At 72.5% G+C, this 23,058-nt stretch carries 28 protein-coding genes; 15 read left to right on the top strand and 13 right to left on the bottom strand.

Annotated features, from left to right (window positions below; all coding sequences use genetic code 11):
• Positions 1–1,072 precede the first annotated feature (1,072 nt).
• Positions 1,073–1,630 (bottom strand): TetR family transcriptional regulator, encoded by a 558-nt coding sequence (locus OP04_RS20655; protein ID WP_033341432.1) that lies wholly within the window; start codon positions 1,628–1,630, stop codon positions 1,073–1,075.
• A gap of 90 nt (positions 1,631–1,720) precedes the next feature.
• On the opposite strand from OP04_RS20655, the gene OP04_RS20650 reads away from it, so the two are divergent.
• Positions 1,721–2,824: a zinc-binding alcohol dehydrogenase family protein gene (locus tag OP04_RS20650; protein ID WP_033341391.1), complete on the top strand. Its 1,104-nt coding sequence runs from the start codon at positions 1,721–1,723 to the stop codon at positions 2,822–2,824.
• A 179-nt stretch (positions 2,825–3,003) separates the two neighbouring features.
• Complete coding sequence (locus tag OP04_RS20645) at positions 3,004–3,903, top strand: discoidin domain-containing protein (protein ID WP_051798415.1); 900 nt, start codon at positions 3,004–3,006, stop codon at positions 3,901–3,903.
• Here OP04_RS20645 and OP04_RS20640 read toward each other — a convergent pair.
• Both OP04_RS20640 and OP04_RS20635 read right to left on the bottom strand, forming a co-directional pair.
• The gene (locus OP04_RS20640; protein WP_033341390.1) at positions 3,873–4,400 is read right to left on the bottom strand and encodes a DinB family protein; all 528 of its coding nucleotides are present in this window, start codon (positions 4,398–4,400) and stop codon (positions 3,873–3,875) included. The genes OP04_RS20645 and OP04_RS20640 overlap by 31 nt on opposite strands.
• A 10-nt stretch (positions 4,401–4,410) precedes the next feature.
• Positions 4,411–5,253: an ATP-grasp domain-containing protein gene (locus OP04_RS20635; protein WP_232323667.1), complete on the bottom strand. Its 843-nt coding sequence runs from the start codon at positions 5,251–5,253 to the stop codon at positions 4,411–4,413.
• A gap of 19 nt (positions 5,254–5,272) precedes the next feature.
• Between OP04_RS20635 and OP04_RS20630 the strand changes: the two genes are divergently transcribed.
• On the top strand, positions 5,273–5,638 hold the full coding sequence (locus OP04_RS20630) for an Mth938-like domain-containing protein (protein WP_033341388.1): 366 nt from the start codon (positions 5,273–5,275) through the stop codon (positions 5,636–5,638).
• Here OP04_RS20630 and OP04_RS20625 read toward each other — a convergent pair.
• The 3 genes from OP04_RS20625 to OP04_RS20615 all read right to left on the bottom strand — a co-directional run bounded on the left by OP04_RS20625 (position 5,627) and on the right by OP04_RS20615 (position 8,292).
• Positions 5,627–6,946, bottom strand: coding sequence for an AMP-binding protein (locus OP04_RS20625; RefSeq protein ID WP_033341387.1), 1,320 nt, complete (start codon positions 6,944–6,946; stop codon positions 5,627–5,629). The two genes, OP04_RS20630 and OP04_RS20625, sit on opposite strands and share 12 nt — an antisense overlap.
• 143 nt (positions 6,947–7,089) lie before the next feature.
• Positions 7,090–7,497, bottom strand: coding sequence for a DUF1810 domain-containing protein (locus OP04_RS20620; RefSeq protein WP_033341386.1), 408 nt, complete (start codon positions 7,495–7,497; stop codon positions 7,090–7,092).
• Positions 7,498–7,500: 3 nt separating this feature from the next.
• Positions 7,501–8,292 (bottom strand): maleylpyruvate isomerase family mycothiol-dependent enzyme, encoded by a 792-nt coding sequence (locus OP04_RS20615; RefSeq protein ID WP_033341385.1) that lies wholly within the window; start codon positions 8,290–8,292, stop codon positions 7,501–7,503.
• 82 nt (positions 8,293–8,374) lie between these two features.
• Between OP04_RS20615 and OP04_RS20610 the strand changes: the two genes are divergently transcribed.
• Positions 8,375–9,124: a nucleotidyltransferase domain-containing protein gene (locus tag OP04_RS20610; RefSeq protein WP_157240098.1), complete on the top strand. Its 750-nt coding sequence runs from the start codon at positions 8,375–8,377 to the stop codon at positions 9,122–9,124.
• A 1-nt stretch (position 9,125) separates the two neighbouring features.
• On the opposite strand, the gene OP04_RS20605 is transcribed toward OP04_RS20610, so the two are convergent.
• Positions 9,126–9,524, bottom strand: coding sequence for a VOC family protein (locus tag OP04_RS20605; protein WP_033341383.1), 399 nt, complete (start codon positions 9,522–9,524; stop codon positions 9,126–9,128).
• 149 nt (positions 9,525–9,673) lie between these two features.
• Between OP04_RS20605 and OP04_RS20600 the strand changes: the two genes are divergently transcribed.
• The 6 genes from OP04_RS20600 to OP04_RS20575 all read left to right on the top strand — a co-directional run bounded on the left by OP04_RS20600 (position 9,674) and on the right by OP04_RS20575 (position 14,756).
• Entirely contained in the window at positions 9,674–10,591 is a 918-nt protein-coding gene (locus OP04_RS20600; RefSeq protein WP_033341382.1) for an ATP-binding cassette domain-containing protein, read from the top strand.
• The gene (locus OP04_RS20595; protein WP_033341381.1) at positions 10,588–11,181 is read left to right on the top strand and encodes a hypothetical protein; all 594 of its coding nucleotides are present in this window, start codon (positions 10,588–10,590) and stop codon (positions 11,179–11,181) included. The genes OP04_RS20600 and OP04_RS20595 overlap by 4 nt, the downstream gene beginning before the upstream one ends.
• 90 nt (positions 11,182–11,271) lie before the next feature.
• A complete protein-coding gene (locus OP04_RS20590) occupies positions 11,272–12,177 on the top strand; it encodes an ABC transporter ATP-binding protein (RefSeq protein WP_033341380.1) in 906 nt (301 codons plus the stop codon).
• Positions 12,174–12,917: an ABC transporter permease gene (locus OP04_RS20585; RefSeq protein ID WP_033341379.1), complete on the top strand. Its 744-nt coding sequence runs from the start codon at positions 12,174–12,176 to the stop codon at positions 12,915–12,917. Before OP04_RS20590 ends, OP04_RS20585 begins: the two co-directional genes overlap by 4 nt.
• A 10-nt stretch (positions 12,918–12,927) precedes the next feature.
• Positions 12,928–14,163 carry a sensor histidine kinase gene (locus OP04_RS20580; RefSeq protein WP_051798413.1) on the top strand — a complete coding sequence of 412 codons (1,236 nt, stop codon included), beginning with the start codon at positions 12,928–12,930 and terminating at the stop codon, positions 14,161–14,163.
• Positions 14,160–14,756, top strand: a complete 597-nt coding sequence (locus OP04_RS20575; RefSeq protein ID WP_033341378.1) for a response regulator transcription factor — start codon at positions 14,160–14,162, stop codon at positions 14,754–14,756. Before OP04_RS20580 ends, OP04_RS20575 begins: the two co-directional genes overlap by 4 nt.
• A gap of 4 nt (positions 14,757–14,760) precedes the next feature.
• Here the strand turns inward: OP04_RS20575 and OP04_RS20570 are convergent, their stop codons facing one another.
• Positions 14,761–15,666, bottom strand: coding sequence for an LLM class flavin-dependent oxidoreductase (locus tag OP04_RS20570; RefSeq protein WP_033341377.1), 906 nt, complete (start codon positions 15,664–15,666; stop codon positions 14,761–14,763).
• Positions 15,667–15,724: 58 nt separating this feature from the next.
• On the opposite strand from OP04_RS20570, the gene OP04_RS20565 reads away from it, so the two are divergent.
• Positions 15,725–16,234 (top strand): NUDIX hydrolase, encoded by a 510-nt coding sequence (locus OP04_RS20565; protein WP_033341376.1) that lies wholly within the window; start codon positions 15,725–15,727, stop codon positions 16,232–16,234.
• 120 nt (positions 16,235–16,354) lie between these two features.
• On the opposite strand, the gene OP04_RS20560 is transcribed toward OP04_RS20565, so the two are convergent.
• From OP04_RS20560 to OP04_RS20550, 3 genes are read right to left on the bottom strand one after another with little or no spacing between them, the layout of a single operon-like run.
• Positions 16,355–16,993 (bottom strand): SRPBCC family protein, encoded by a 639-nt coding sequence (locus tag OP04_RS20560; RefSeq protein WP_033341375.1) that lies wholly within the window; start codon positions 16,991–16,993, stop codon positions 16,355–16,357.
• A gap of 36 nt (positions 16,994–17,029) precedes the next feature.
• Positions 17,030–17,857, bottom strand: a complete 828-nt coding sequence (locus OP04_RS20555; RefSeq protein WP_033341374.1) for an NAD-dependent protein deacetylase — start codon at positions 17,855–17,857, stop codon at positions 17,030–17,032.
• Positions 17,858–17,867: 10 nt separating this feature from the next.
• Entirely contained in the window at positions 17,868–18,440 is a 573-nt protein-coding gene (locus OP04_RS20550) for a hypothetical protein (RefSeq protein WP_157240096.1), read from the bottom strand.
• Positions 18,441–18,528: 88 nt separating this feature from the next.
• Here OP04_RS20550 and yaaA point away from each other — a divergent pair, with 88 nt between their 5' ends.
• Both yaaA and OP04_RS20540 read left to right on the top strand, forming a co-directional pair.
• Positions 18,529–19,302 (top strand): peroxide stress protein YaaA, encoded by a 774-nt coding sequence (gene yaaA / locus OP04_RS20545; RefSeq protein WP_033341372.1) that lies wholly within the window; start codon positions 18,529–18,531, stop codon positions 19,300–19,302.
• Positions 19,303–19,398: 96 nt separating this feature from the next.
• A complete protein-coding gene (locus OP04_RS20540; protein WP_051798411.1) occupies positions 19,399–20,214 on the top strand; it encodes an SAM-dependent methyltransferase in 816 nt (271 codons plus the stop codon).
• A 102-nt stretch (positions 20,215–20,316) separates the two neighbouring features.
• Here the strand turns inward: OP04_RS20540 and OP04_RS20535 are convergent, their stop codons facing one another.
• Both OP04_RS20535 and OP04_RS20530 read right to left on the bottom strand, forming a co-directional pair.
• On the bottom strand, positions 20,317–20,598 hold the full coding sequence (locus tag OP04_RS20535) for a hypothetical protein (protein ID WP_232323666.1): 282 nt from the start codon (positions 20,596–20,598) through the stop codon (positions 20,317–20,319).
• Between the two features lie 2 nt (positions 20,599–20,600).
• A complete protein-coding gene (locus OP04_RS20530) occupies positions 20,601–21,314 on the bottom strand; it encodes a GGDEF domain-containing protein (RefSeq protein WP_157240094.1) in 714 nt (237 codons plus the stop codon).
• A 387-nt stretch (positions 21,315–21,701) separates the two neighbouring features.
• Here OP04_RS20530 and OP04_RS20525 point away from each other — a divergent pair, with 387 nt between their 5' ends.
• Both OP04_RS20525 and OP04_RS20520 read left to right on the top strand, forming a co-directional pair.
• A complete protein-coding gene (locus OP04_RS20525; RefSeq protein WP_033341370.1) occupies positions 21,702–21,938 on the top strand; it encodes a DUF397 domain-containing protein in 237 nt (78 codons plus the stop codon).
• Positions 21,939–22,220: 282 nt separating this feature from the next.
• The gene (locus OP04_RS20520) at positions 22,221–23,054 is read left to right on the top strand and encodes a helix-turn-helix domain-containing protein (protein WP_408606771.1); all 834 of its coding nucleotides are present in this window, start codon (positions 22,221–22,223) and stop codon (positions 23,052–23,054) included.
• Positions 23,055–23,058 lie beyond the last annotated feature (4 nt).

Here is a 23,058-nt window from a genome sequence, read left to right as displayed (position 1 = left end):
CGCTGACGCGACGGTCCGGCGCCGTGCCTCGCCGCCGGCATCCGCGCCTGCGAGGAGACGACGACCCAGATCAAGATCTTGATTTCCCGCTTCCAGCACGGTCCGACAGCGTTGCTCCCGCGGGCGCTTGAGCTCGCCTGGGGACGACCCCAGACCCCGAGCCCGCTGACGCGACGGTCCGGCGCCGCGCCTCCCCGCCGGCATCCGCACCGGCCAGGAGGAGACAACCCCAGATCAAAACCTTGCTTGCCCGCTTCCAGCACGGTCCGACAGCGCTGCTCCCGCGGGCAAACCTCGCGTCGGGCTCCGCTGGCGCTCCGCACGACGCGAGGAGCCGGTCCCGCCGTGGTCCGGCACACCACACCAACCCCCACAGCCCGGCACGTCAAAACCCACCGGGGCGGCCCTGTTGCCTCCCACCCGGGCGCTCCGCGCCCGAAATTTCGGTATAAAGCAGCCCTGGTGCCACTCCAGCGGGAGATCGGAAACCGCCGCAGACCACCGCCCCCACCCAAAGGATCGTTGACTGTCACGGAAGCCAGCTCCGCATACCTCTCCGACCCGGTTTCCGTGACAGTCAATGATCTTTTAGCTTCCGGCAGGGTGCTTGCGGCTGCGCCGGCTCGGCCGAAGGGGAACAGGAGCAGCCTTGGACCGCGACCCTCGCGAAAGGATCATTGGGTGCCGCAAAAACCAGGTCAACTGGCACTGGCGACCTGGTTTTCGCGGCACTGAATGATCCTTAAGGGGGGGGGTGAGCTGCGTGCTCGCATCTCACAACTGGGGGCAATAACACGAAATATCGGTCACAGAGCCCCGTGCCGATGCCACGACGCCATCACCGCCGAGGCCACGCCCACACCCCTCGCGGCCCGCACCCCCTCGCGGCCCGCACCCTCGCCCCTTCCCGGCCCGCACCCGCATCCCCTCACCGCCCGCAGCGGCAGGCCGACCGGGAGAGGCCCAGCACCGCACCCGTACGCGCACGGCCGACCGGTGCCGATCTTCGGTCTCGCGCAGGACGAGACTCACCCGGGCACGTCGCAGCGCGTCTGCCGGATGGGGCGGCGGGCTACGCGATGGCGGTGCGCAGGTCGGTCAGGGCCTCGTGCATCAGGGTGGGGAGGTCGGCGGTCGGCGTCGCGATCCAGTCGGCGGCGGCGACGGCGAAGACGGAGAGGGCGGACTCGGCGGCGAAGGCGGCGGTACGGGGAGGGACGCCGCGCCGGGCGAGGGCCTCGATCATGGCAGCGGCGAGGCGGGCGGACTTGATCAGGTCGCGTTCGCGCAGCTCGGGGGTGGCGGCGAGGACGGCCAGGCGGGCCTTGGCGAACTCGTAGTACGGGGCCAGGGACAGGCCGGCGCGGGTGAGCGCGTGCACGCAGGCGGAGATCGCGTCCAGGGACGGGTCGGCGGCGGCCAGGTGGGTCAGCACGCTCTCCTCGAACTGCTGCGCGTTGGCGAAGAAGACCTCGCGCTTGTCCGCGAAGTGGTTGAAGAACGTGCGTTTGGTCAGGCCGGCGCGGTCGGCGATCTCGGCGACGGTCACGTCCGCGAAGCCGCGGTCCCGGAACAGTTCCATGGCCGCCTGCTGCAGACGCCCGCGCGCGTCCGGTTCCCACCGTGCCATGCGGTCGATCATACCCGCGATTGCACTCGGTGCAGTCACGTGCCATGCTGGCGATTGCACCGAGTGCAGTCACGAGGAGAGTGTGCCGCCATGCCCACGAACACCGCCGCCTGGATCCCCGCCCGTCATCGCCGCCTCGAGGTCGGGCCGGCGCCCTACACCGCGCCCGGACCGGACGAGATCGTGATCCGCAACCACGCGGTCGCGGTCAATCCGCTGGACTGGGTGATCCAGGTGGCCGGGCGCGTGGCCTACACCTGGCTCGCCTACCCGTTCGTGCTCGGCGCGGACCTGGCCGGCGAGGTGGTCGAGACCGGCGCCGCGGTCACCCGCTTCCGGCCCGGCGACCGCGTGCTGGCGCTGTCCGCCGGCACCGACCGGGACGCGAACAGCGCGGCCCAGGGCGCGTTCCAGCACTACACGGTCGCACTGGAGCGGCTGGCCAGCCCGATCCCGGCGAGCATGCCCTACGTGGACGCGGCCGTGCTGCCGCTGGGGCTGTCCACCGCCGCGTGCGCGCTGTTCCAGACGCATCACCTCGGGCTGCGGCACCCGGTCGCGGACGCGGCGCCGACCGGCGAGACCGTGCTGGTCTGGGGCGGCGCGACCAGCGTGGGCAGCAACGCGGTGCAGCTGGCGGTGGCGGCCGGCTACGACGTGGTGACGACCGCGTCGCCGCACAACGCGGAGTGGCTGACCGCGCTCGGCGCGTCCCACGTGCTCGACTACCGCAGCCCGGCGGTGGAGAACGACATCATCAGGATCTTCCGCGACCGTACGCTGGCCGGCGTCGTCGCGATCGGCCCCGGCTCGGCGCTCCCGTGCGTGCGGATCGCGGGTGCCTGCCGCGGCAACCGGTTCGTCACGACCGCCACCGCGCCGGTCACGTTCGAGAACGGTTTCTCGCTGCCGCGCACACTGTCCGGCATGGTCGGTGGCATGGCCTCGGTGAAGCTGGCGGCGCTGCGCCGGGGCGTGCGCACCCGGTTCGTCATCGGGTCGGACCTGAAGAGGAACGAGGTCGGCCCCGCGATCTTCCGCGACTTCCTGCCGGCCGCGCTGGCCGAGGGCCGCTACCGCCCGGTGCCCGCCGCGACCGTGGCCGGCAGCTCACTGGACGACCTCCAGCACGCCATGGACCTGCAGCGCAAGGGCGTCTCCGGCACCAAGCTGGTGGTAACGCTGAGTCGATGAACAGCGGTGAACATCGGATGGGCTGGGAGGCGGGCTCCGGGACGATCTAGTCTCCGCGCGGGGCAAGGGCGCCCACCGACCGAGCCCGCCGACGGTGCCCGCTCGGCGGCCCGTGCACCAGCGACACCCCCGTGCGGGCCCACAGCACACCGCACACAGCACACCGGAGGCACAACGACGTGGCCGGACCATCCGCGGAGCACGAGACGACACCGGCCGGCGAACCGGAGCGCGCGGACTACGCGGCGGACCGGGCGCACGCGCTGCGCACGATGTTCCCGCGGCGGGTGGCGGCGGTCCCGGAGACCCCGATGGAGTCGCTGCTCAACCCGCCCGCGCCGCCGCCCCCGCCGGACGTGCCCGCCGAGGACACGGCCGCGGTCGGGGGCGGGGCGGCCGTACCCACGAGATTGTCGAAGAGACGGGCGTGGGTGATCGTCGGAGCCGGTGTCGCGCTGATTCTGGCCGCGGGAGCGGCGGTCTTCGCCGCGACGACGGCGGGACCGGAGCGGGACGAGGCACCGGCCGGCGTGGTGGTGCCCGCGTTCACCCCGCCGCCGGCCCTTGAGGAGACGCCGTCGCCGACGGAGGTCCCGAGCAGCACCCCGGCACCGTCGGAGAGCGCGGCCCCGACCGCGAGCGCAGCGCCGGCTCCCCCGCCCGCGCCGGAACCGGTGCCGGCCCAGCCCGATCCCGGGGGTACGAATCTGGCGCTGCGCCATCCCGTCAGCGCGTCCGGCGTCGAGGGCGACCCGTGGAAGGCGTCGAACGCGGTCGACGGCGACCCGGTCACGCGCTGGAGCAGCGCGTTCGCGGATCCGGGCTGGCTGATCGTGGACCTGGGCCAGACGTACGGGATCAGCGAGGTCGAGATCGTCTGGGAGCACGCCTACGCCACGTCCTACCGCGTGGAGACGTCGGTGGACGGCAAGAAGTGGGCGCCGATCTTCAGCACGACCGCGGGCTCCGGCGGCACGGTGACCGTCAAGCAGCCCGCCCGGGGCCGGTACGTCCGCCTGTTCTGCCTGAAGCGCAACAGCCAGTACGGCTACTCCGTGCTGGAGCTGCGCGTGCGTTGACCCGCGTCGATCAGCTCGCGCGCGATGTCCAGGTGCCCGGCGTGCCGCGCGTACTCCTGCAGCACGTGGAACAGCACGGACACCACGCTCGGCGGCGGCTGCGTCCCCTTCGGGAACCGGCCGCCGGTCGCGGACGACGCGGCCAGCGCGCGGGCGCCGACGATCCGGCGGGTGGCCGCGCCGCCCGTGCGCAGCGCCGCCAGCAGCTCGGTGATCGACTCGTCCGGGCCGACGGTCCAGCGCTCGCCGCCGTCGCCCCACGGCTCGGTGACCGCGGCGCCGGCCACGCCCCAGACCACCCAGCGGCGTTCCATGTAGACCAGGTGCTTGACCAGCTCGATCGGTGACCAGCCGGAGGGCAGGCGGTACTCGCGCAGGTGTTCCTCGCTCAGCCCGGCGACCGTGTCCGCGATGGACGCCCGGTAGTGGTCGAGGTAGGTGAGGAACAGCTCGCGCACGTCGGTGGTGGGTCCGGGTTCGGGCAGGAGCGTCGTCATTTCCCACGTACTACCCCGCGAGGAGCGCCGCCAACAACCTCTCCGGAGTGACGGCTGCCGGACGGTCGCTGACCTGACCGTCGCCGAGCTCGACCACGCGCCACGCCCCGTCCTCCCGCCGCGCGAGGTCGACCGTGACGAACGGCAGGTGCAGCGCCGCGACCAGCGGTGTCACGGACGTGAGGTCGGGCTCGTCATGAGGACCCGGCGTGTCCGGATGAGGGCCGGTCAGGCGGTGTTCCCCCGCGATCCACCAGGTGCGCACCTCGGGCGCGGTCAGCGGCTCGAACCGGCGCAGCACGAATCCGCCGGTGAAGTCGTCGCCGCGCAGCTCACGCAGCCGGCTCGCGACCCGCCAGGCCGCGTCCGCGTCGGTCAGATCGGGCACGTAGGCGGCCTCGTGCCAGTGGTGTTTCGCGCTCTTCGTGTAATCACGCAACACCGCCGCGCCGGGACCGAGCCGGTGACGCGCGTGGTCGAAGTCCGCCCGCGCGTCCCCGGCGGTCCAGACCGACCCCGGCGTGACCGGGCGCAGCGCCTCGTACCATCCGGGCAGCTCATGGGCGCTTCTGTAGGCCGCCGCGCCCGTCCGCAGCGTGACCCCTCGTCGTTCCAGCGCCGCCGCCATCGTCGCGTAGCCGTCCGCCGGCAGCATCCAGCCCCGATAGACGGCGTCGTCCCCGGCCGGCACCCGCCGCACGGCCGCGTCCGCGTCGCCGCCACCGGCCAGCGCGTCGTGGTCGATTACCGCGACCTCCACGCCGGCGTCCCGCGCGGCCGCCGCCTCCGCCGCGAAGTGGTCGTCCGCCCGCCGCGGCCGCATCGGATCGGCCGGCACGATCAAGAGCATCATCCGAGGGTACGGTGCCCGCATGCCGACATCACCGCAGATCCTGTCCGTCGTGTGGGGCCGCATCGAGGTCGACGGCCTCGGCACGATGAAGGACGCGAAGCTCTACCCCGGCGGCGGTCGCGCCTGGGACTGGAACGAGACCGGCACCCGGCACCGGCCCGGCGTGCAGGTCGCGGACGTGACCGAGCTGCTGGAGCACGGCGCGGGGACCGTGGTGCTGTCGCTCGGCATGGACGAGGAGCTGGAGGTCCCGGACGAGACCGTGGACGCGCTGGAGGCGCGCGGGATCACCGTGCACGTCTTGGAGACGCGCGAGGCGGTCGCGCTCTACAACACGCTGGCCGCGACCACCGCGGTCGGCGGCCTGTTCCACTCAACCTGCTAGCCGCGTCTTCTGGACCTTGCCCATGTGGTTGCGGGGCAGCGCGCCGACGAACCGGATCTCGCGGGGGCGTTTGTGGACGGAGAGCGTGCGGGCGACGAAGTCGATCAGTTCCTGCGCCGGGACCGGGTCCGCGGCGACGACGTAGGCGACCACGCGTTCGCCCAGGTCCGGGTCGGGGGCGCCGATCACGGCGGCCTCGGTGACGGCCGGGTGGTCCAGCAGTGCGCTCTCGACCTCGCCCGCGCCGATCCGGTAGCCGCCGGACTTGATCAGGTCGGTGGACTTCCGGCCGACGATCTTGACCCAGCCGTCCGCGTCCGTGACCGCCACGTCACCGGTGTCGAACCAGCCGTCGCCGGTGAACCCGGAGGCGTCCCTGCCCAGGTAACCGCCGAACACGGTGTCGCCGCGGACCTGCAGGTCGCCGGGGGTCTCGCCGTCCGCGGGCGCGTCCACGACGCGGGCCTGCACGCCGGTGATCGGCGTGCCCACCCAGCCGACCCGCCGGGGTGCGCGGGCGTCCGCCGCGATCGTGATCAACGTTTCCGTCATGCCGTACCGCTCGACCGGCACCAGCCCGGTCAGCGCCGCCAGGTCCCGGGCCACGCCGGCGGGCAGCCCGGCGCTGCCGGAGACCAGCAGGCGGGCATGTCGTAAAGCGGTCGCCGCGGCGGGGTCCGCCGCGATCCGGGACCAGACCGTGGGCACTCCGAAGTAGAGCGTGCCGCGCGCCGACGCATAGCGCAACGGCTGCGGGCGGACCGTGTGGATCAGGCGGCTGCCGACGCGCAGCGGGCCGAGCACGCCCAGGACCAGCCCGTGCACGTGGTAGAGCGGCAGTCCGTGGACCAGCACGTCGTCCGCGTCCCAGGCCCACCGCTCCGCGAGCCCGTCCAGGCAGGCCGCGATCGCGCGCCGGGTGACCGGCACGCCCTTGGGCAGGCCGGTGGTCCCGGAGGTGTAGAGGATCAGCGCGGTCGCGGTCGCGGACGGGCCGGGCTCGGGGGCGGAGAAGGAAGCGCGCGCCGCGAGGTCGACGTCGGGCAGCGGCACGGCGCCGGAGTCGCGCAGCACGTGCGCGAGCTCCTTCTCCCCCGCGTCCGGGGCCAGCGGCACCACGGGCACGCCGGCCAGCAGGCAGCCGACGACCGCGACCACGGTCTCCGGCGAGGCCTCCGCCCGGACCGCGATCGCGGGCGCACCCTGCACCCGCGCGGCCACGGCGGACGCGGCGCCGTGCAGTTCCTCGGCGCGCATCGTCCGGTCGCCGACCGTCACGTCAGCCGTGTGCTGCGGAAACAGGCGCATGCCGTACCCCCTGGAAGTGTGTCAGGAACGCGCGGACCGCGGCGTCCGGCACCCGCGCGCGGCCAGATCCATGATCGCGCCGGGCGCGGTGGCCCGCAGGACCCGTGGCGGCGTGTCCCTGCGCGTGCTGGACCACCCGGAGCTCACGCCAGCCGTTCGAGCGTGAGCTGATCCGGCTCCGCGTCGAAGTATTTCGCCAGCACGTCGGCGAACGGTTCCGGTTCCACCAGCGCGAACAGCGTCATCGACGAACGCAGCTTGACCGCGTCGATACCGCCGACGATCTGCTCGGCGGTGCGGCCCTCGGCGTCGAGCACCGCCTGCGCGCACTCACGCAGCCGGTGGCCGAGCACCGGGTGGTCGAGGTAGGCGCGGGCCTCGTCGAGCGATCCGAGCGCGTACCGCCGGGCCATGTCGCTGCGGCCCAGCCCCGCGATCTGCGGGAAGACGAACCACATCCAGTGGCTCCGCTTCTCGCCCGCCCGCAGCTCGGCCAGCGCGCGGTCGTGGACGCCCTCCTGGGCGTCCACGAACCGCTGCAGGTCCGCCACCGCTCAGAAGCCCGGGAACACGCGGCGCAGGTCGTCCAGGCTCAGCGGCCCGGTGACCGCCACACCGTCGGCGTTGTAGCCCGGCTTGAGCCGCCCGTAGACCAGGCGCAGGAACGCCTCGGCCGGGAGCGTGAGCGTGCCGTCCGGCGTGGCCGGCGCGTCGGTCAGCTCGACGCGCTCGCCCAGGCGCAGGCCCAGCGTGCGGTCCAGGTCGGTCAGCACGACGGCCAGGTCGTACGACGTGCCCTCCAGCGGCTCGGTCCTGCCGAGCCAGGCCGTCATGTTGGGGAGCTGGTCCACCAGCAGCGGCAGCGCGGGTGCCATCAGGCGCGCGTCCGCGTCGAGGCCGGCCTCGACGTCCCAGCGGTGGAACGCGAACTCGCTGAGCCGCATCCGGCCGGCCACGGCCACCGGGACCGGCGCGGGCAGGAAGCCGAGGTCGACCAGCACCGTGGCGCGCTGCGCCTCGTCCAGTGCCTCGTAGGCCTCGACCAGCCGGCCGTTCGCCTCGATGACGTCGGCGGCCTGCTCGGCCGGCGTCTTCGGGTCCCACCGCGCCCACACGCTGGGGTTGAAGTCCGGGCCCGGCTGCGGCGTGCCGTCGCGCCCGGCGGTCAGCTGGGCCAGCTGGATCTCCGACCCGCTGCCCAGGTGGCTCAGCGTCTGCGCGATCGTCCACTCGTCCGCGCCGGACTTCTTGGTCAGGTCGTCCGGGCTCAGCTTGCCGACGAACGCAGCCAGCTCGTCGTGCCCGGTCCGCAGTACGGCGATCACCCTGTCAGCGTCTGTGCTCATGCTGCATCCTGCCCATCGTCTTATGAGACCGTTGGTACAACATCACATCATGCACCCGGCCCGTCGGATGGGAGGATGCGGTGTGGATGCCGACATCGCCCGCTATCTCGACGCGCTGATCACGGCCGCACAGCGCGTGCCGGGGCTCGATCCGACCGGGGCGTACGCGGCCGGCTCGGTCGCGCTGGACGCCTACCAGCCGGGCCGCAGCGACGTGGACGTGGCGCTGACCTGCGCGGCACCGCTGCCGGACGACACCAAGCACGCGCTGGTCGCGGCGCTGCGGCACGAGTCCCTGCCCTGTCCGGCGCGCGGGCTGGAGCTGGTCGTCTACACGCGGGACGCGGCCCGGTCCGGCACGCCCGCGCCCGGCTTCGAGGTGGAGCTGAACACGGGCGCGCGGATGGACTTCCGGGCCACCTACCGCCCGGACGAGCGGCCCGCCGCGGACGGCCTGTTCTGGTACGCGCTGGACCGCAGCATCCTGCACCAGAGCGGCCTGACGCTGCGCGGCGAGCCCGCGGCGGACGCGTTCGGCGAGATCGGCGACGACGCGTTGCGCGCGCTGCTGGCCGAGGCGCTGACCTGGTGGCTGGCCGCGGCGCCGGGCGCGGAGGACGCGGTGCTGGGCGCGTGCCGGTCGCTGGCCCGGGTCCGGCACGGCGTCTGGCTCGACAAGATCTCGGCCGGGCGCCGGATCATCGCGGACGCGGACGCGGACCCGGACACGGACCTGATCACCCGCTGCATCGCGGCCCGGACCGGCGGGGAGCCGCCGGACGGGCGCGACGCGCGGGCGTTCCAGCAGCGGGTGCTGGACGAGATCCGTTGAGTTACGCGGGTCGCGGGCCCAGCAGGTCCCAGCGGTTGCCGGCCAGGTCACGGAAGACGACGACCGTGCCGTACTCCTCGTGCCGCGGCGCGCCGACGATCTCCGCGCCGTAGGCCTGCAGCCGCGCGAACGTCGCCTCGAAGTCGTCCACGCGCAGGAAGAAGCCGACGCGGCCGCCGGTCTGGTTGCCGACCGCGGCCCGCTGCGTCTCGCCGTCCGCCTTCGCCAGCAGCAGCCCGGTGCCGCCGCTCGGCGGGCGCACCACCACCCAGCGCTTCGGCCGTCCGTCGTTCGTCGTCGACGGGGAGTCCTCGGTCAGCGCGAAGCCCAGCACCTCGACGAAGAACCGGATCGCCTCGTCGTAGTCGTCCACCACGATCGCCACAAGATCAAGATTCACGGTCAGAATCTTACGAGGGTACGGACGGGCGCTCCGGCCACGCCCGGGAAATCGCGCCTCCGGGGCGTACCCGCTGGATATGGGCCTGCGCCTTTGATCTGTCTTTGATCCGGTCCCCAGGATCGTCGCTTTACCGGCATGATGGCGCGATGATCGAGGCCATAGAGCTGACGAAGTGGTACGGAAGGTCCACCGCCGTCGACGGCGCGACCTTCACGGCCTCACCCGGCCGGGTGACGGGCTTTCTGGGCCTGAACGGGTCCGGCAAGACCACCACGCTCCGCATGCTGCTGGGGCTGATCCGGCCCTCGCGCGGACAGGCGTTGATCGACGGGGTGCCCTACCGGAAGCTGAAGCACCCGGCGCAGCGCGTCGGCGCGGTCGTCGAGCAGGGCATCGCGAACCCGGGGCAGACCGCCCGCGCGCACCTGCGCACGCACGCGATCCTGTCCGGCGGGTCCGCGCGCCGCATCGACGCGGTGCTGGAGACCGTGGGGCTCACGGACGCGGCCACGCAGCACACGGTCGGGTACTCGCTCGGCATGCGGCAACGGCTGTCGCTGGCGACCGCGCTGCTCACCGAGCCGCCGATCCTCGTCCTGGACGAGCCGGCCAACGGGCTCGACCCCGAGGGCATCGCCTGGATGCGTGGGCTGCTGCGCAAGCACGCGGACAACGGCGGCACCGTGCTGATCTCCAGCCACCTGCTGGCGGAGCTGGCACAGCTGGTCGACGACGTGGTGGTGATCGCTGCGGGAAAGGTGGTCAGCAACGGGCCGCTGGCGGAGTTCACGGCCGGCGCGGAGCCGCACGTGCGCGTCCGCGGGCGTGATCCGCAGCGGCTGTGGGCGGCGCTGGAGGCCGCGGGCGCCGGGCTGGAGTCGACGGACGGCGTGGCGATCGACGTGTACGGGCTGGCGGCGGCGCAGATCGGCGAGGTGGCGTTCGCGGCGGAGGTCCCGGTGTGGGAGCTGACACCGCACGTGCCGGACCTTGAGCAGGTGTTCCTGAGCCTGGTCGCGCCGGCCTCGGCCCACCCGTCGCAGCAGGAGGAGACCGCGCGGTGATCGCCGTCGTCACGTCTGAGCTGTACCGGTTCGCCACGATCCGGTCCGTCTGGATCTCCGTCATCGTGGTCATGGTCGCGGCCTACGCGGTCTCCTGGTTCGGCGCGCCGTTCTGGGGCCTGGTGGTCGGCATGGGCACGTTCGCGATCACCGCCAACGTGGTCGGCTCGCAGTTCGCGCACCGGACCGTGGTGCTCACCTACCTCGCCCGCCCGCACCGGCTGATCGTGCTGGCCGGCCAGATCGTCGCGTCCGCGCTGGTCGGCGCGCTCGTCGCGCTGGTCAGCTCGCTCGGCATCACGGACGAGCCGGGCCTGATCGTCGACGGCCTGATCGCGGTGCCGCTGATCGCGGTGTTCTCGGCCGCGCTCGCCACGATCGTGCGCCGCCCGCTGTGGCTGATCCTCGGCTTCGTCGGCTGGCTGATCATCGCGGAGGGCGCGATCGGTCAGCTCGACTACCCGCTGCCGCTCACCACGTTCCTGCAGGCGATCAGCGGCGAGCCCGACGCGCTGGTCTACTTCGGGCTCTGGACCGCCGGCGCGCTGGCCCTGGCCGTGGCGCTCTCCCGGCGGGACGTGACCGACTGACATTTGTCATGCCCGGCCGGTGAGACCACCCGGGCAACCGGTGACCGCACGTACTGATACCGGACGCCGCACGCCGGAAGACTCGTTTCCATGACACAGGCGATCGAGGTACGCGACCTGCGCCGCCGCTACGGCGGGCCGCGCGGGTTCGAGGCGGTGAAGGGCATCTCCTTCGACGTCGCGCGCGGCGAGCTGTTCGCGCTGCTAGGCACGAACGGCGCCGGCAAGACGTCCACCATGGAGATCGTCGAGGGGCTGGACCGGCCCAGCGCGGGCACGGTCCGGCTCCTCGGCAAGGACCCGTTCAAGGACCGGGCGGGGGTACGCCCCCGGATCGGCGTGATGTTGCAGGACGCGGGCTTCCCGGCGGACCTGACCGTGGCCGAGACCGCGAAGATGTGGTCCCGGACGCTGCCGTCGCCCCGGCCGGTGCCGGAGGCGCTGGAGCTGGCCGGGATCGGGCACCGCGCGGGCGTACGCGTGAAGCAGCTCTCCGGCGGTGAACGCCGCCGCCTCGACCTCGCGCTGGCCGTGCTCGGCCGCCCCGAGGTGCTGTTCCTGGACGAGCCGACCACCGGCCTGGACCCGGAGAGCCGGCAGCACACCTGGCACGTGATCCGGGACCTGCTGGTCTCCGGCACCACGGTGCTGCTGACCACGCACTACCTGGACGAGGCGCAGTCGCTGGCGGACCGGCTGGCGATCATGAACGACGGCACGATCGTCACGACCGGCACGGTGGCGCAGGTCGTCGGCGCGTACCCCGCGCGGATCAGCTTCTCCCTCGAACACGGCTCGGACATCCCGGACCTGCCGGGCGGGCCGACCATCGCCCGCGACGGCGGCGACGTCGTCATCAAGACCGACGCGCTGCAGGCCACGCTCGGCGCGCTGCTGCGCTGGGCCGACGACCAGCACGTGATGCTGCACCGCCTCGACGCCCGCTCCGCCTCGCTCGAAGAGGCGTTCCTGACCATCGCCGGGAGTGACTCATGAACCGGGTGGCCGCCATCGGCGGCGCCGAGCTGCTGCTGCTCTGGCGCAATCGCCTCGCGCTGTTCAACGCGCTCATCCTGCCGCCCGCGTTCGGCCTGCTGGTCGGCCCGCAGCTGGCCGAGGCCGGCCTCGACGCGGCCGGCGGCGCCGCGCTCGCCGCCGCCATGATCGGCTTCATCCTGGCCGTGGTCGTCTACTACAACCTGGTCAGCGCGTACGTGGCCCGCCGCGAGGAACTCTCGCTCAAACGCCTGCGCGCCGGCACCGCCAACGCGGCGGAGATCCTGGCCGGGACCGCCAGCCCGGCCGTCACGATCGCGCTCGCCCAGTCGCTGCTCACGATCACCGTCGTGGCCGTCACACTGGACCTGCCACTGCCGGCGAACCCGCTCCTGCTGGCCGCCGGCCTGTGCGGCGGCGTGGCGATGTTCGTGGTGCTGGCCGCCGCGTCCGCGATCGTCACCCGCACGGTCGAGGCCGCCCAGATCACCACCATGCCGATGCTGATCGCCTGCTTCCTCGGCGCCGGGTCGTTCTTCCCGCTGGACGCGCTGCCCGGCCCGGTCCAGGACGTGTTCGCGCTGCTCCCGCTCGCACCCGTGATCGACCTGATCACCATGGGCTGGACCGGCACGGCACCGCTCGCGGACGCCGTCCGGCCGCTGCTGCTGCTCGCCGCCTGGCTGGCCGCCGGCGTGCTGATCACCCGGCAGTGGTTCCGCTGGGAACCCCGGCGATAGGGTCGGACCGGTGAACCCGATCGCGTGGTGGCACGCGCGCAGCCAGGCAGAACGCTTCGACGTGTCGTTCCGCAGCTCGTTCTACGTGAGCCTGCTGGCCGTGCCCATGCTGATCGGCACGTCCGTGGGCGTGGACCGCGGCTCGCAGGCGGCGCTGATCGCCACCGTGCTGGCGGTGGCCGACATGGCCCTGATCATGCTGCTGATGCACCACGGCATCGAGCACTACCTGGGCCGGCGCGAGCGGCCCACCGTGCTCCTGCTGACGGCCGGCGCGGTCACCGTGCTCGGCTCGGCCGCCGGGATCGCCGCGTTCCCGCTCCCGGACCCCGGGCACACCGACAGTCCCGCCAGCCTGATCCTGACGGCACTGTCCTGCACGTACATGGTCGGCCTCGCCGGCCTGCACAGCCTCTGGCCGGCGATGGTGGTCGCGGGCGCCGGGACGGCCGCGAGCACCGCGCTCGCGTTCGCCCAGGGCGCGGAGACCCCGCTCGGGCCCGCGACCGCGCTGCTGTTCCTGCTGCTGGTGCTGTTCGGGACGTACCGGTCCTCGCTGTGGATGCTCAGCGTCGTGTGGGAGCTGGACCGGGCCCGTACCGTGCAGGCCAACCTGGCGGTCACGGAGGAACGGCTGCGCTTCGCCCGGGACATGCACGACGTGCTCGGACGCAACCTGTCCGTGATCGCGCTGAAGGCCGAGCTCGCGGCGCAGCTGGCCAAGCGAGGGCGGGAGCAGGCGGTGGAGGAGATGCTGGAGGTGCGCCGGATCGCGCAGGACGCGCTCGCGGACGTGCGGGCGGTCGTGGCGGGGTATCGGAGCGCGGAGCTCGGGGACGAGCTGGCCGGGGCGCGGTCGCTGCTCGCCTCGGCCGGGATCGAGTGCCGGGTGATCGGTGACCCGGTGGACCTGCCGCCGGAGGTACAGGGGACGCTGGGGTGGGTGGTGCGGGAGGGGGTGACGAACGTGCTGCGGCACAGCGACGCGCGGAGCTGCACGATCACGTTGCGGTCGGACGCGCCGGGTACGGTGACGCTCAGCATGGAGAACGACGGTGCACGTGTTCCCGGCACGATCCGGTACGGCGGCGGTCTGCTCGGCCTCACGGAACGGGTCGCCACGCTGCACGGCGGCCTCACGGCGGGCCCGGTCCCGCCGAGCGGGTTCCTGCTGACCGTGACGATCCCGCTCCCGGCGGCGGGATCCACGCCTCCGGCGGCGACGGTCTCGCTGCCGCCCGCATGATCAGCGTCCTGCTCGCGGACGACGAGCATCTGATCCGTGGGGCGATGGCGGCGCTGCTGTCGCTGGAGGACGACCTCACCATCGTCGGGCAGGCCGCCACCGGGGGCGAGGCCGTGCGGATGGCGCGGGCGCTCAGGCCGGATGTGGCCCTGCTCGACCTGCAGCTGCCCGACACCGACGGGATCGCGGTGGCGGAGCAGATCAACTCCATCTGCCGGACCGTGATCGTCACCAGCCACGGACTTCCCGGGCATCTCAAGCGGGCGCTGTCCGCGGGCGTTCGCGGCTTCCTCTCCAAGACCGTGTCGGCGGACATCCTGGCGACGGTGGTGCGCACCGTCCACGCCGGCGGGCGCTACGTCGACCCGCAGCTCGCGGCGGAGGCGATCAGCATCGGGGACAGTCCGCTGACCGTGCGGGAGGCGGAGGTGCTCGCGCTGGCGGCCACGGGTGCCCCCGTCGACGACATCGCGCGGCGGTCGTCGCTCTCGCCGGGGACGGTCCGCAATTACCTCTCGTCCGCGGCCGGGAAGCTCAACGCCGTCAATCGTCACGAGGCGGCGCGGACGGCGCAGGCGTTCGGCTGGATCTGATCCGCTACGCCGGGGTGGGCGGGGCCGGCCGGGCGACGAGCGGGGCGAAGGAGTCCAGCGCGGGGGCGCGGATGACGTAGCGGTCGATTCCCCAGCGGCGGCGGTGGCGTGCGATGGAGGCGGCGATCTCGTCGAGCGTGCCTACCAGGACGAACGGGGTCTCCAGCAGTTCCGCGGCGGACAGGCCGGAGTCGCCGAAGGACGTGAGTGCGGCCTCGGCGTCGTCGGTGACGATCGCGGCCTGGACCAGGGCCTCCAGCGGCGGGCCGGAGGCCAGCGCGACCTGGGCGTCGATCTCGTCGACGGACCAGCGGGCGGTGTGGCGATGGCCGTCGGGCAGTGTTTTCCCGAGGCCGCTCAGACCGACGATGTCGGCGTGGGCGCCGGCCCAGCGCAGCAGCTCCGTGTTGCCGCCGCCGAACGTCAGCGGGATGTGGTCCTGCACCGGCCGGGGGTGTTCCAGGCGGGCGCCGGTCATGGACAGCGACGGGGTGGAGACCGTGACCTCCTCGCCGGCGAGGAGGCGTTGCACGGCGGTGGCGACGTCGATGCAGCGCTGGACCCGGCCGGCGACGCCGGGGCGGGAGCGGCCGATCGCGGACCACTCGGCGGGGGTGTGGCCGGCGCCGATGCCGAAGCGGGCGCGGCCGGCGGAGAGCATGTCGAGCGTGGCGACGGCGGTGGCCAGCAGCATGGGGTCGCGGATGCCGGCGTTGGAGACGTAGACGCCGAGCCGGATGCGGGTGGTGACGGCGGCAGCGGCGGCGAGCACGGGGTACGGGTCCGCGCACACGCCGGGGTGGTCCGCGGTCAGCAGCGTGTCGTACCCGGCCTCCTCGGCGCGGCGGGCCAGGGCGAGCCAGGCCTCGGCGCCGTCGCGGGGTGTGGCCTGCAGCGAGAACGTCGTCACCGGTTCAGCGTGTCCGACCCGTACCCGGAAGGACGAGCCTTTCTGCGGATAGCAGAGGATGGACGCTGTGAACGAGGACGAGATTCTGGACATCGTCGACGAGAACGACGTGGTCGTCGGGCAGGCGCCGCGTGGCGAGGTCTACGCGAAGCGGCTGCGGCATCGCGCGGTCTTCATCCTGGCGCGGGACGCGGAGGACCGGATCTTCGTGCATCGGCGGACCGCGGAGAAGCTGGTGTTCCCGTCGTACTACGACATGTTCGTGGGCGGGGTGGTCGGCGCCGGGGAGGACTACGACCTGGCCGCGCACCGGGAGGCGTCCGAGGAGCTGGGCGTGACCGGCCTGCCGCAGCCGGCGCCGCTGTTCAAGTTCCTCTACGAGACGCCGGAGCACACCTGGTGGTCCGCGGTGTACGAGGTGCGCTGCACGTCGCCGGTCGCGCCGCAGCCGGAGGAGGTGGCGTGGCACGCGTTCCTGACCCGGGAGGAGCTGGAGGCGCGCCTCGGCGAGTGGCAGTGGGTGCCGGACGGGTTCGCGGCCTACCAGCGGCTCCCCAAGTTGGCATAGCGTCATCGGTCGGCCACGGGTAGCGTCGGGATCCGACCGTCCACAGAGACCTTCCGCTTCAACCGCCGCACAGTCCGCCGGCGTCCCGGCCTGCGAAACCGGGGCGCCGGCGGTGCGGTATCACGCCGACGGAGGGGAGTAGAACTCCGTCGTGTTCTTCGCCGCCGCCTCGGCCTGCTCCGGCGGCGTGCCGGCCGCCACGCTCGCCCGCCGCCAGTCCTCGCCGGCCAGCGTGACGAACGTGCGCCCCTCCTCGGACACCGACCACGCCTCGATCACGGCCGGGTCGATGGCCGCGTCCGGCGCGGTGAGGTGCATGGCCAGGCCCATCAGCGACAGGTCCCAGCCGAGGCCGACCGCGCCGGGGCCGAACTGCGCCCACCGCTCGTCGTCGACGTGCGCGATGTGGTCCAGCGTGAGACGGGTCCGCTCCGGGCCCTCGGCGGTGAGCCGGACCTCGATCCAGGAGACCTCGCCGCCGAACTCCCAGGTGGCGTCGAAGCTGCGCGGCGGGTCGCAGGCGGTGACCGTGCCGGACGCGTTGCCGTGCAGCTCGTACCGCCCGCCCGGCTTCAGCTCGCCGGTGACCGGCGTGAACCAGCGGGCCAGCCGGTCCGCGGTGGTGCACGCGTCCCAGACGTCCTCGACCGGCGCGTCGTAGGTCTGCGTGGCGGTGACCACGCGCGCCTCCCCCGCCTCCAGCGTCCGCGCGCCGACCTGCCGCCGGACCGCGTTGACCTGCGCCACTACGTCGATCATGCCTGGCCCCTCTCGCTCGAAGGACCCAAATATAAGTCAGGACTGAAATTGAGCGGCCAGCGCGGTCAGCGTGTCACCGAGCGGCGCGTCCAGGCGCAGACCCGCGTACGCGTCTCCCCTGGTCACGCCCCTGTTGACGATCGCGACCGGGATGCCGAGCTTGGCCGCGCGCAGCACGAAGCGCCGACCGGACATCACGGTCAGCGAGGATCCGAGCACCAGCAACAGCCGGGCCGACTCGACCATCGCGAAGCACTCCTGCACCCGCTCCCGCGGCACGGTCTCGCCGAAGAACACCACGTCGGGTTTCAAGAGCCCATCCCCGCAAGCCCCGCACGGTACGACTCGGAACTCCCCCTCCAGGGCCGGGTCGATCGAGACGTCACCGTCGGGATTGACCGTGGTGACCTCGGCCGCGAACGCCGGATTCGCCTCGTGCAGCCGCGCGTCCAGCACGTCCCGCGGGCTCAGCTCGCCGCAGTCCAGGCAGATCACCCGGTCCAGCCCGCCGTGCAGCTCCACCACCCGTTTCGCGCCCGCGGCCTGGTGCAGCCCGTCCACGTTCTGCGTGATGATGCCGCGCAGCACGCCGGCCTGCTCCAGTGCCGCCACCGCGGCATGACCCGGATTCGGCGCCGCGCGCGCGATGGTCCGCCAGCCGAGGTGGCTGCGCGCCCAGTAGCGCCGGCGGGCGTCCGGCTCGCGGGTGAACGCCTGGTACGTCATCGGCGTCTGCACCCGCGCCAGCCCGGTCGGCCCGCGATAGTCCGGAATGCCCGACTCGGTGGAGAGCCCCGCGCCGCTCAGCACCGCCACGTCCCCGGCCGCCACCAGCGCGGACAGCCGCCCTATCCCGTCTTCCACGCGCTCCAGGCTACGTCGCGGACGTGACCTCACGCTCGAACCGGTCCCTCAGCGCGCGCGGCGGGTCGACCGTGGTGAAACCCTTCCTGGCCTGTACCCGGAATCGCTCCGGCATCATGGCGCGCAGCTGGGCGTCGAGGTCCTGTTCGAGCGTGGTGGTCTGCAGCCGGTCGCCGGGCCGGTCCGCGTCCAGGTGCAGCACGACCGGGCCCGCGTTCATCAGCGCGGCCAGGAACGGCGTGCCCGGCTTCCCGCTGGCGCACAGGTAGTAGCCGTACGCGGTCCGCACGTTCCGCTCGCGGCCGTCGCCGGACGGGTCGATGCCGAAGATCTCGGCCTCGCAGAGCATCCGGTCGTCCGGGCCGAGCTGGTGGCCGTGCCGGGCGTGCTCGTCCGCACTGGCCCGCTCCATCTCCGTCGCCAGCGCCACGGTCGCCCGCGCGCGCAGCTCGGGCTCGGCGAGCCGGGGCGCGACCGCGTTCCAGTACAGCCCGGCTGCCACCAGCGCGACCGCGGCCACCACCTCGGGCACGATCCACCAGGCGTTCCGACGGAGGCGCAATACATCGACGATTGACGACACGTTCGCCATTCTGGCAGGTGGCGGCCCGCACACGGAAGGGCCCGGGTAACCTCGCAGGGCCCCGTACGTCGCAAGGAGAAAACGAGCCGTGCAGATCCTGTTGCCCCCGTCCGAGGGTAAGGCGCATCCGGCCCGGGGCGCCGCCCTGGACCTGGCGTCGCTGGCGTTCCCGGAGCTGACCCCGGCCCGCGAGGCCGCGCTGGACGCGTTGATCACGCTGTCCGCGGGCGACGAGGACGCGGCGCTGGCCACGCTGGGGCTCTCCGGCGGACAGCGCGACGAGGTCCGGCGCAACACGCTGCTGCGGACCGCGCCGGCCACGACCGCGGCGAAGCTCTACACCGGCGTGCTCTACGACGCGCTGGACCTGGCCACGCTGCCGCCGGCCGCGAAGCGCAGGGCCACCGCGCAGATCCTGATCTTCTCCGGCCTGTTCGGCGTGTCCCGGCTCGGCGACCGCCTCCCGGCGTACCGCTGCGGCATGAATGTGAAGCTCTCGCCGCTGGGCGTCATGTCGGGTCACTGGCGGCGTGCGCTCCCGGAGATCATGTCCGGCCTGGGCGGCCCGGTGCTCGATCTGCGCTCCTCCTCCTACGCGGCCGCGTGGCGCCCTTCGGGCGATCAGACCACGAACGTCGCCACGGTACGGGTGCTGCACGAACGTGTGATCGGCGGCGAGATCACACGGTCCGTGGTCAGCCACTTCAACAAGGCCACGAAGGGACGCGTCGTCCGTGACCTGCTGCTGAGCGGCGCCGCGCCGCGCTCGGTTCCCGCGCTGGTCACCGCGTTGCGCGACCTGAAGTACATGGTGGAGGAGCCCGCGCCCGGCGCGCTGGACGTGGTGGTCCGCGAGCTGTAGGACCCCCTCCACAGTCGGGTGACGGGGCAGCCACGGAGCGCTGCGGGCGCTACCCTGTGCCGGTCACCGGTCGGTCTCTCGGGAGGGTGTTCAGTCGTGTCTGCGGACCACAGCGAGGTGGCCCCACCCGGGGTGGACACCAGCACGCCGCACTCTGCCCGCATCTACGACTGGTGGCTCGGCGGCAAGGACAACTTCGCGGTGGACCGCGCGGTCGGCCAGGCGTTCCTGAACACGATCCCGACCATCCGCGCGATGGCGAAGGAGAACCGGGACTTCATCCACCGCGTCGTGGCGCACCTGGTCCGCGACGTGGGCATCACCCAGTTCCTGGACATCGGCACCGGCATCCCCACCAGCCCCAACCTGCACGAGGTCGCGCAGGGCATCGACCCGCGTTGCCGGGTGGTCTACGTCGACAACGACCCGATCGTGCTGGTGCACGCGCGGGCGCTGCTGGTGAGCAGCCCCGAGGGCGCGACGGAGTACGTGCACGCCGACATGCGGGACGCGGCCGGGCTGCTGGCGACGCCGGCGCTGGCCGCCACGATCGACCTGACGAAGCCGGTGGCGCTGACCCTGATCGCGGTGCTGATGCTGATCGCGGACGAGGACGATCCTGGCCGCGCCGTGCACGAGCTGATGGACGCGCTCCCGTCCGGCAGCCACCTGGTGATCACCCACCCGGCGTACGACTTCGACCCGCCCGCGATCGAACGGCTGGTCGCGATCACCCGGGGCCAGATGACGTTCGTCCCGCGCTGGCGCAAGGACGTGGAGGCGTACTTCGCGGTCCCCGGCTGGGAGATGGTCGAGCCGGGCCTGGTGCCGGTGATGTCCTGGCACCCGCCGACGCCGCCCGAGGACCCGACCGCGGCCTACTACTGGGCCGGCGTGGCCCGCAAACTCTGAGCCGGACAGGTCTGAGTTTCACAAGAAAGTGGTGGTGGCCGGGGCATACCGGCCACCACCACTTTCTCTATGTCCCCGCGGCTCCGCGCACCGCGGGAGGGATCAGGCAGTCCGGGACTGCGGCAGCACGATCTTCTTGTCCAGCATCGGGTCGATCTCGGAGCGCGGCTGCACGAACCGGGCGGTGATCGTGTCCACGCCTGTCCCCCGGGAGCTGCTCGGCCGGTAGGTCACGGTCGCCGCGTCGCGCGACGCGACCTCGACGATGCCGGCACGCCACTCACCGCCGCGGAACACCCACACGCGGTCCTCGGGCCGGTAGGTGTCGGTCGAGGCCACCTGGGCGGGGTCGCGCCGATGGGGATCAACACTGGGGACAGACATGTTCATGACCCTCCTGCCTTGGAACGCGCCAGTTCGGTCGGCTGCCTGGGAATCACCGGTTTCATCGGGGTGACCGGCGGTCTAGGGGCCGGCGCGGCCTGCGGCTCGCGGCAGCGGAGGCTCTTCGCCACGTACATCTCCGTGTCGGCCCGGCCGAGCGCTTCGGCGAGGCTCATGCCCGGCGTCACCGGGACGAGTCCGACCGAGGCGGTGACCGTGACGGACAGGTCGCTCACTGTTCCCCCGAGGGGGATCGGCGAGGACAGCACGGTGGAGATGCGGGTGGCGTGGCTTCCGTTGGCGACGTCGATCGCGGCTCCGGTCAGCAGCGCGGCGAACTCGTCGCCGCCCAGCCGGGCCACCAGGTCGTCACCGGCATAGTCGGCCAGCCGCCGGGCCACCGTGCTCAGCACCGTGTCTCCCGCGGCATGACCGTACTCATCGTTGATGCGTTTGAAGTCGTCGAGATCCACGACCGCCGCGACGATGCCGAGCTTGTCATGGACCGCGACGCGCTCGGCGCCGAGCCGATAAAAGGCCCGCCGATTCGGCAGGCCGGTGAGGGGGTCGTGGAGTGCGGTGTGACGCTCGGCGTCGAGGGCGAGGCGCAGACCCGCGGCCTCGGCTTCGGCGCGCCGCGCCCGGCGGTGCGACCGCCAGGCGAGCCCGGCCGTGCCCGCGGCGAGCAGACAGGCCAGCGTCAGCGTCACATCCACGACCCGGACCCCCGTATATGAGCCGGAGCGGTGGCGAAGCAGTCCCGTGCGCGTCCGCCCGACCCGCACGCGGGCGGCCGGCACCGGGCGGAGCCCCTGACTGACTGGTCACTCAGTGTGTCAGTCGCGGCTACGCCAGCGAGGAAAAATGTCTGATTCGCCACCAGAAATCCGATTTCCGATCACAGAGAGTGAACGAGTATGTGCTTATGCACATGAGCTATCATCCTCGGTATGCCATGCAGGCGCAAGAGCGAATGCACGTGCATCCACGGCGTGCACAAGCACGCCGGGGAGGTTTGGTTGAGCCGCGTCCACGCCGGCCCATTGGGGGCGGTCGGCGCTCAGCGGTCACGTCCCCCAACCCAACCAGTAGAGAGAACCGCGATGCAGCAGACGACATACAACGGCGTTCCCGCCGCACAGTTGCCGGTCACCTGGCAGAAGAGCAGCTTCAGCAACCCGAGCGGCAACTGTGTCGAGCTCGCACCGCTCCCGGGCGGCGGCGTGGCGATGCGCAACAGCCGGGACCCCGAGGGCCCCGCGCTGATCTACACCCCGGCGGAGATCGAGGCGTTCATCCTCGGCGCCCGCGACGGGGAGTTCGACCACCTCGCGTTGTAAAAGCCCTGGAAAGTCTGAAAAAACCGGTGTGCGCCTGATACCACCGGGCGCACACCGGCCGGCCAATCTCCGGCCGAAAGTCCGACCCCTGGGACTGGAAGAGAATCGTGCTCCACGCGCTAGGCTGAGCGGCGGCTCATGGCGTGCGCCGGTGGATTCGGCGTGCCCAGAGGCAGGATCGCTTCGGTTCGACGGGGACCTTGGTTCAGCAGGCGGAGGCTGACGACGGTGAGCACGGCAGACAAAGACGGCGGTTCGGCGGGCAGCCCGACCGTCCTCCGGATGCTGCTCGGCTCACAGCTGCGGAAGCTCCGTGAGGCCAAGGGCGTCACCCGGGAGAAGGCCGGCTGGGAGATCCGATCCTCCGAGTCGAAGATCAGCCGGATGGAGCTCGGCCGGGTCGGCTTCAAGGAACGCGACGTCGCCGATCTGCTGACGCTCTACGGCGTCGACGACGAGCAGGAGCGCGCCAGCCTGCTGGCCCTGGCGCGGGAGGCGAACACGCCCGGCTGGTGGCAGAAGCACACCGACGTCCTGCCGAACTGGTTCCAGGCCTACCTCGGCCTGGAGACCACGGCCACGATCATCCGCAACTACGAGGTGCAGTACATTCCCGGCCTGTTGCAGAGCGCGGACTACGCACGCGGCGTCATCCTGCTCGGCCACGACAGCGCCCCGACGGACGAGATCGAGAGCCGGGTCAACCTGCGCATGTCCCGGCGGCTCGTGCTCAAGCGCCCGGACGCGCCGCGCTTCTGGGGCCTGCTCGACGAGGCCGCGCTGCGCCGCCCGATCGGCGGCCCCGGCGTGATGCGCGCGCAGATCCTGGAGCTGCTGGAGCTGGCCAAGCTGCCGAACATCACGCTTCAGGTCATCCCGTTCGAGGCCGGTGGCCACGCCGCGGCCGGCGGCGCGTTCAGCATCCTGCGCTTCCAGGACCAGGAGCTGCCCGACGTGGTCTACATGGAACAGCTGACCAGCGCGCTCTACCTGGACAAGCGCGAGGACGTGGACCACTACGCGGCGGCGATGGAGCGCCTCTGCGTGGAGGCGCTCCAGCCGTCTGACACCATCACGTTCCTCGAGCGGATCCTCGAGGAGCTCTACCCGGTCTGACCCG

The organism is Catenuloplanes japonicus (genome assembly GCF_000717135.1).
Classification (GTDB): domain Bacteria; phylum Actinomycetota; class Actinomycetes; order Mycobacteriales; family Micromonosporaceae; genus Catenuloplanes; species Catenuloplanes japonicus.
The sequence above is the reverse complement of the archived record's forward strand: the minus strand, read 5'-3'. Positions and strand labels throughout refer to the sequence as shown.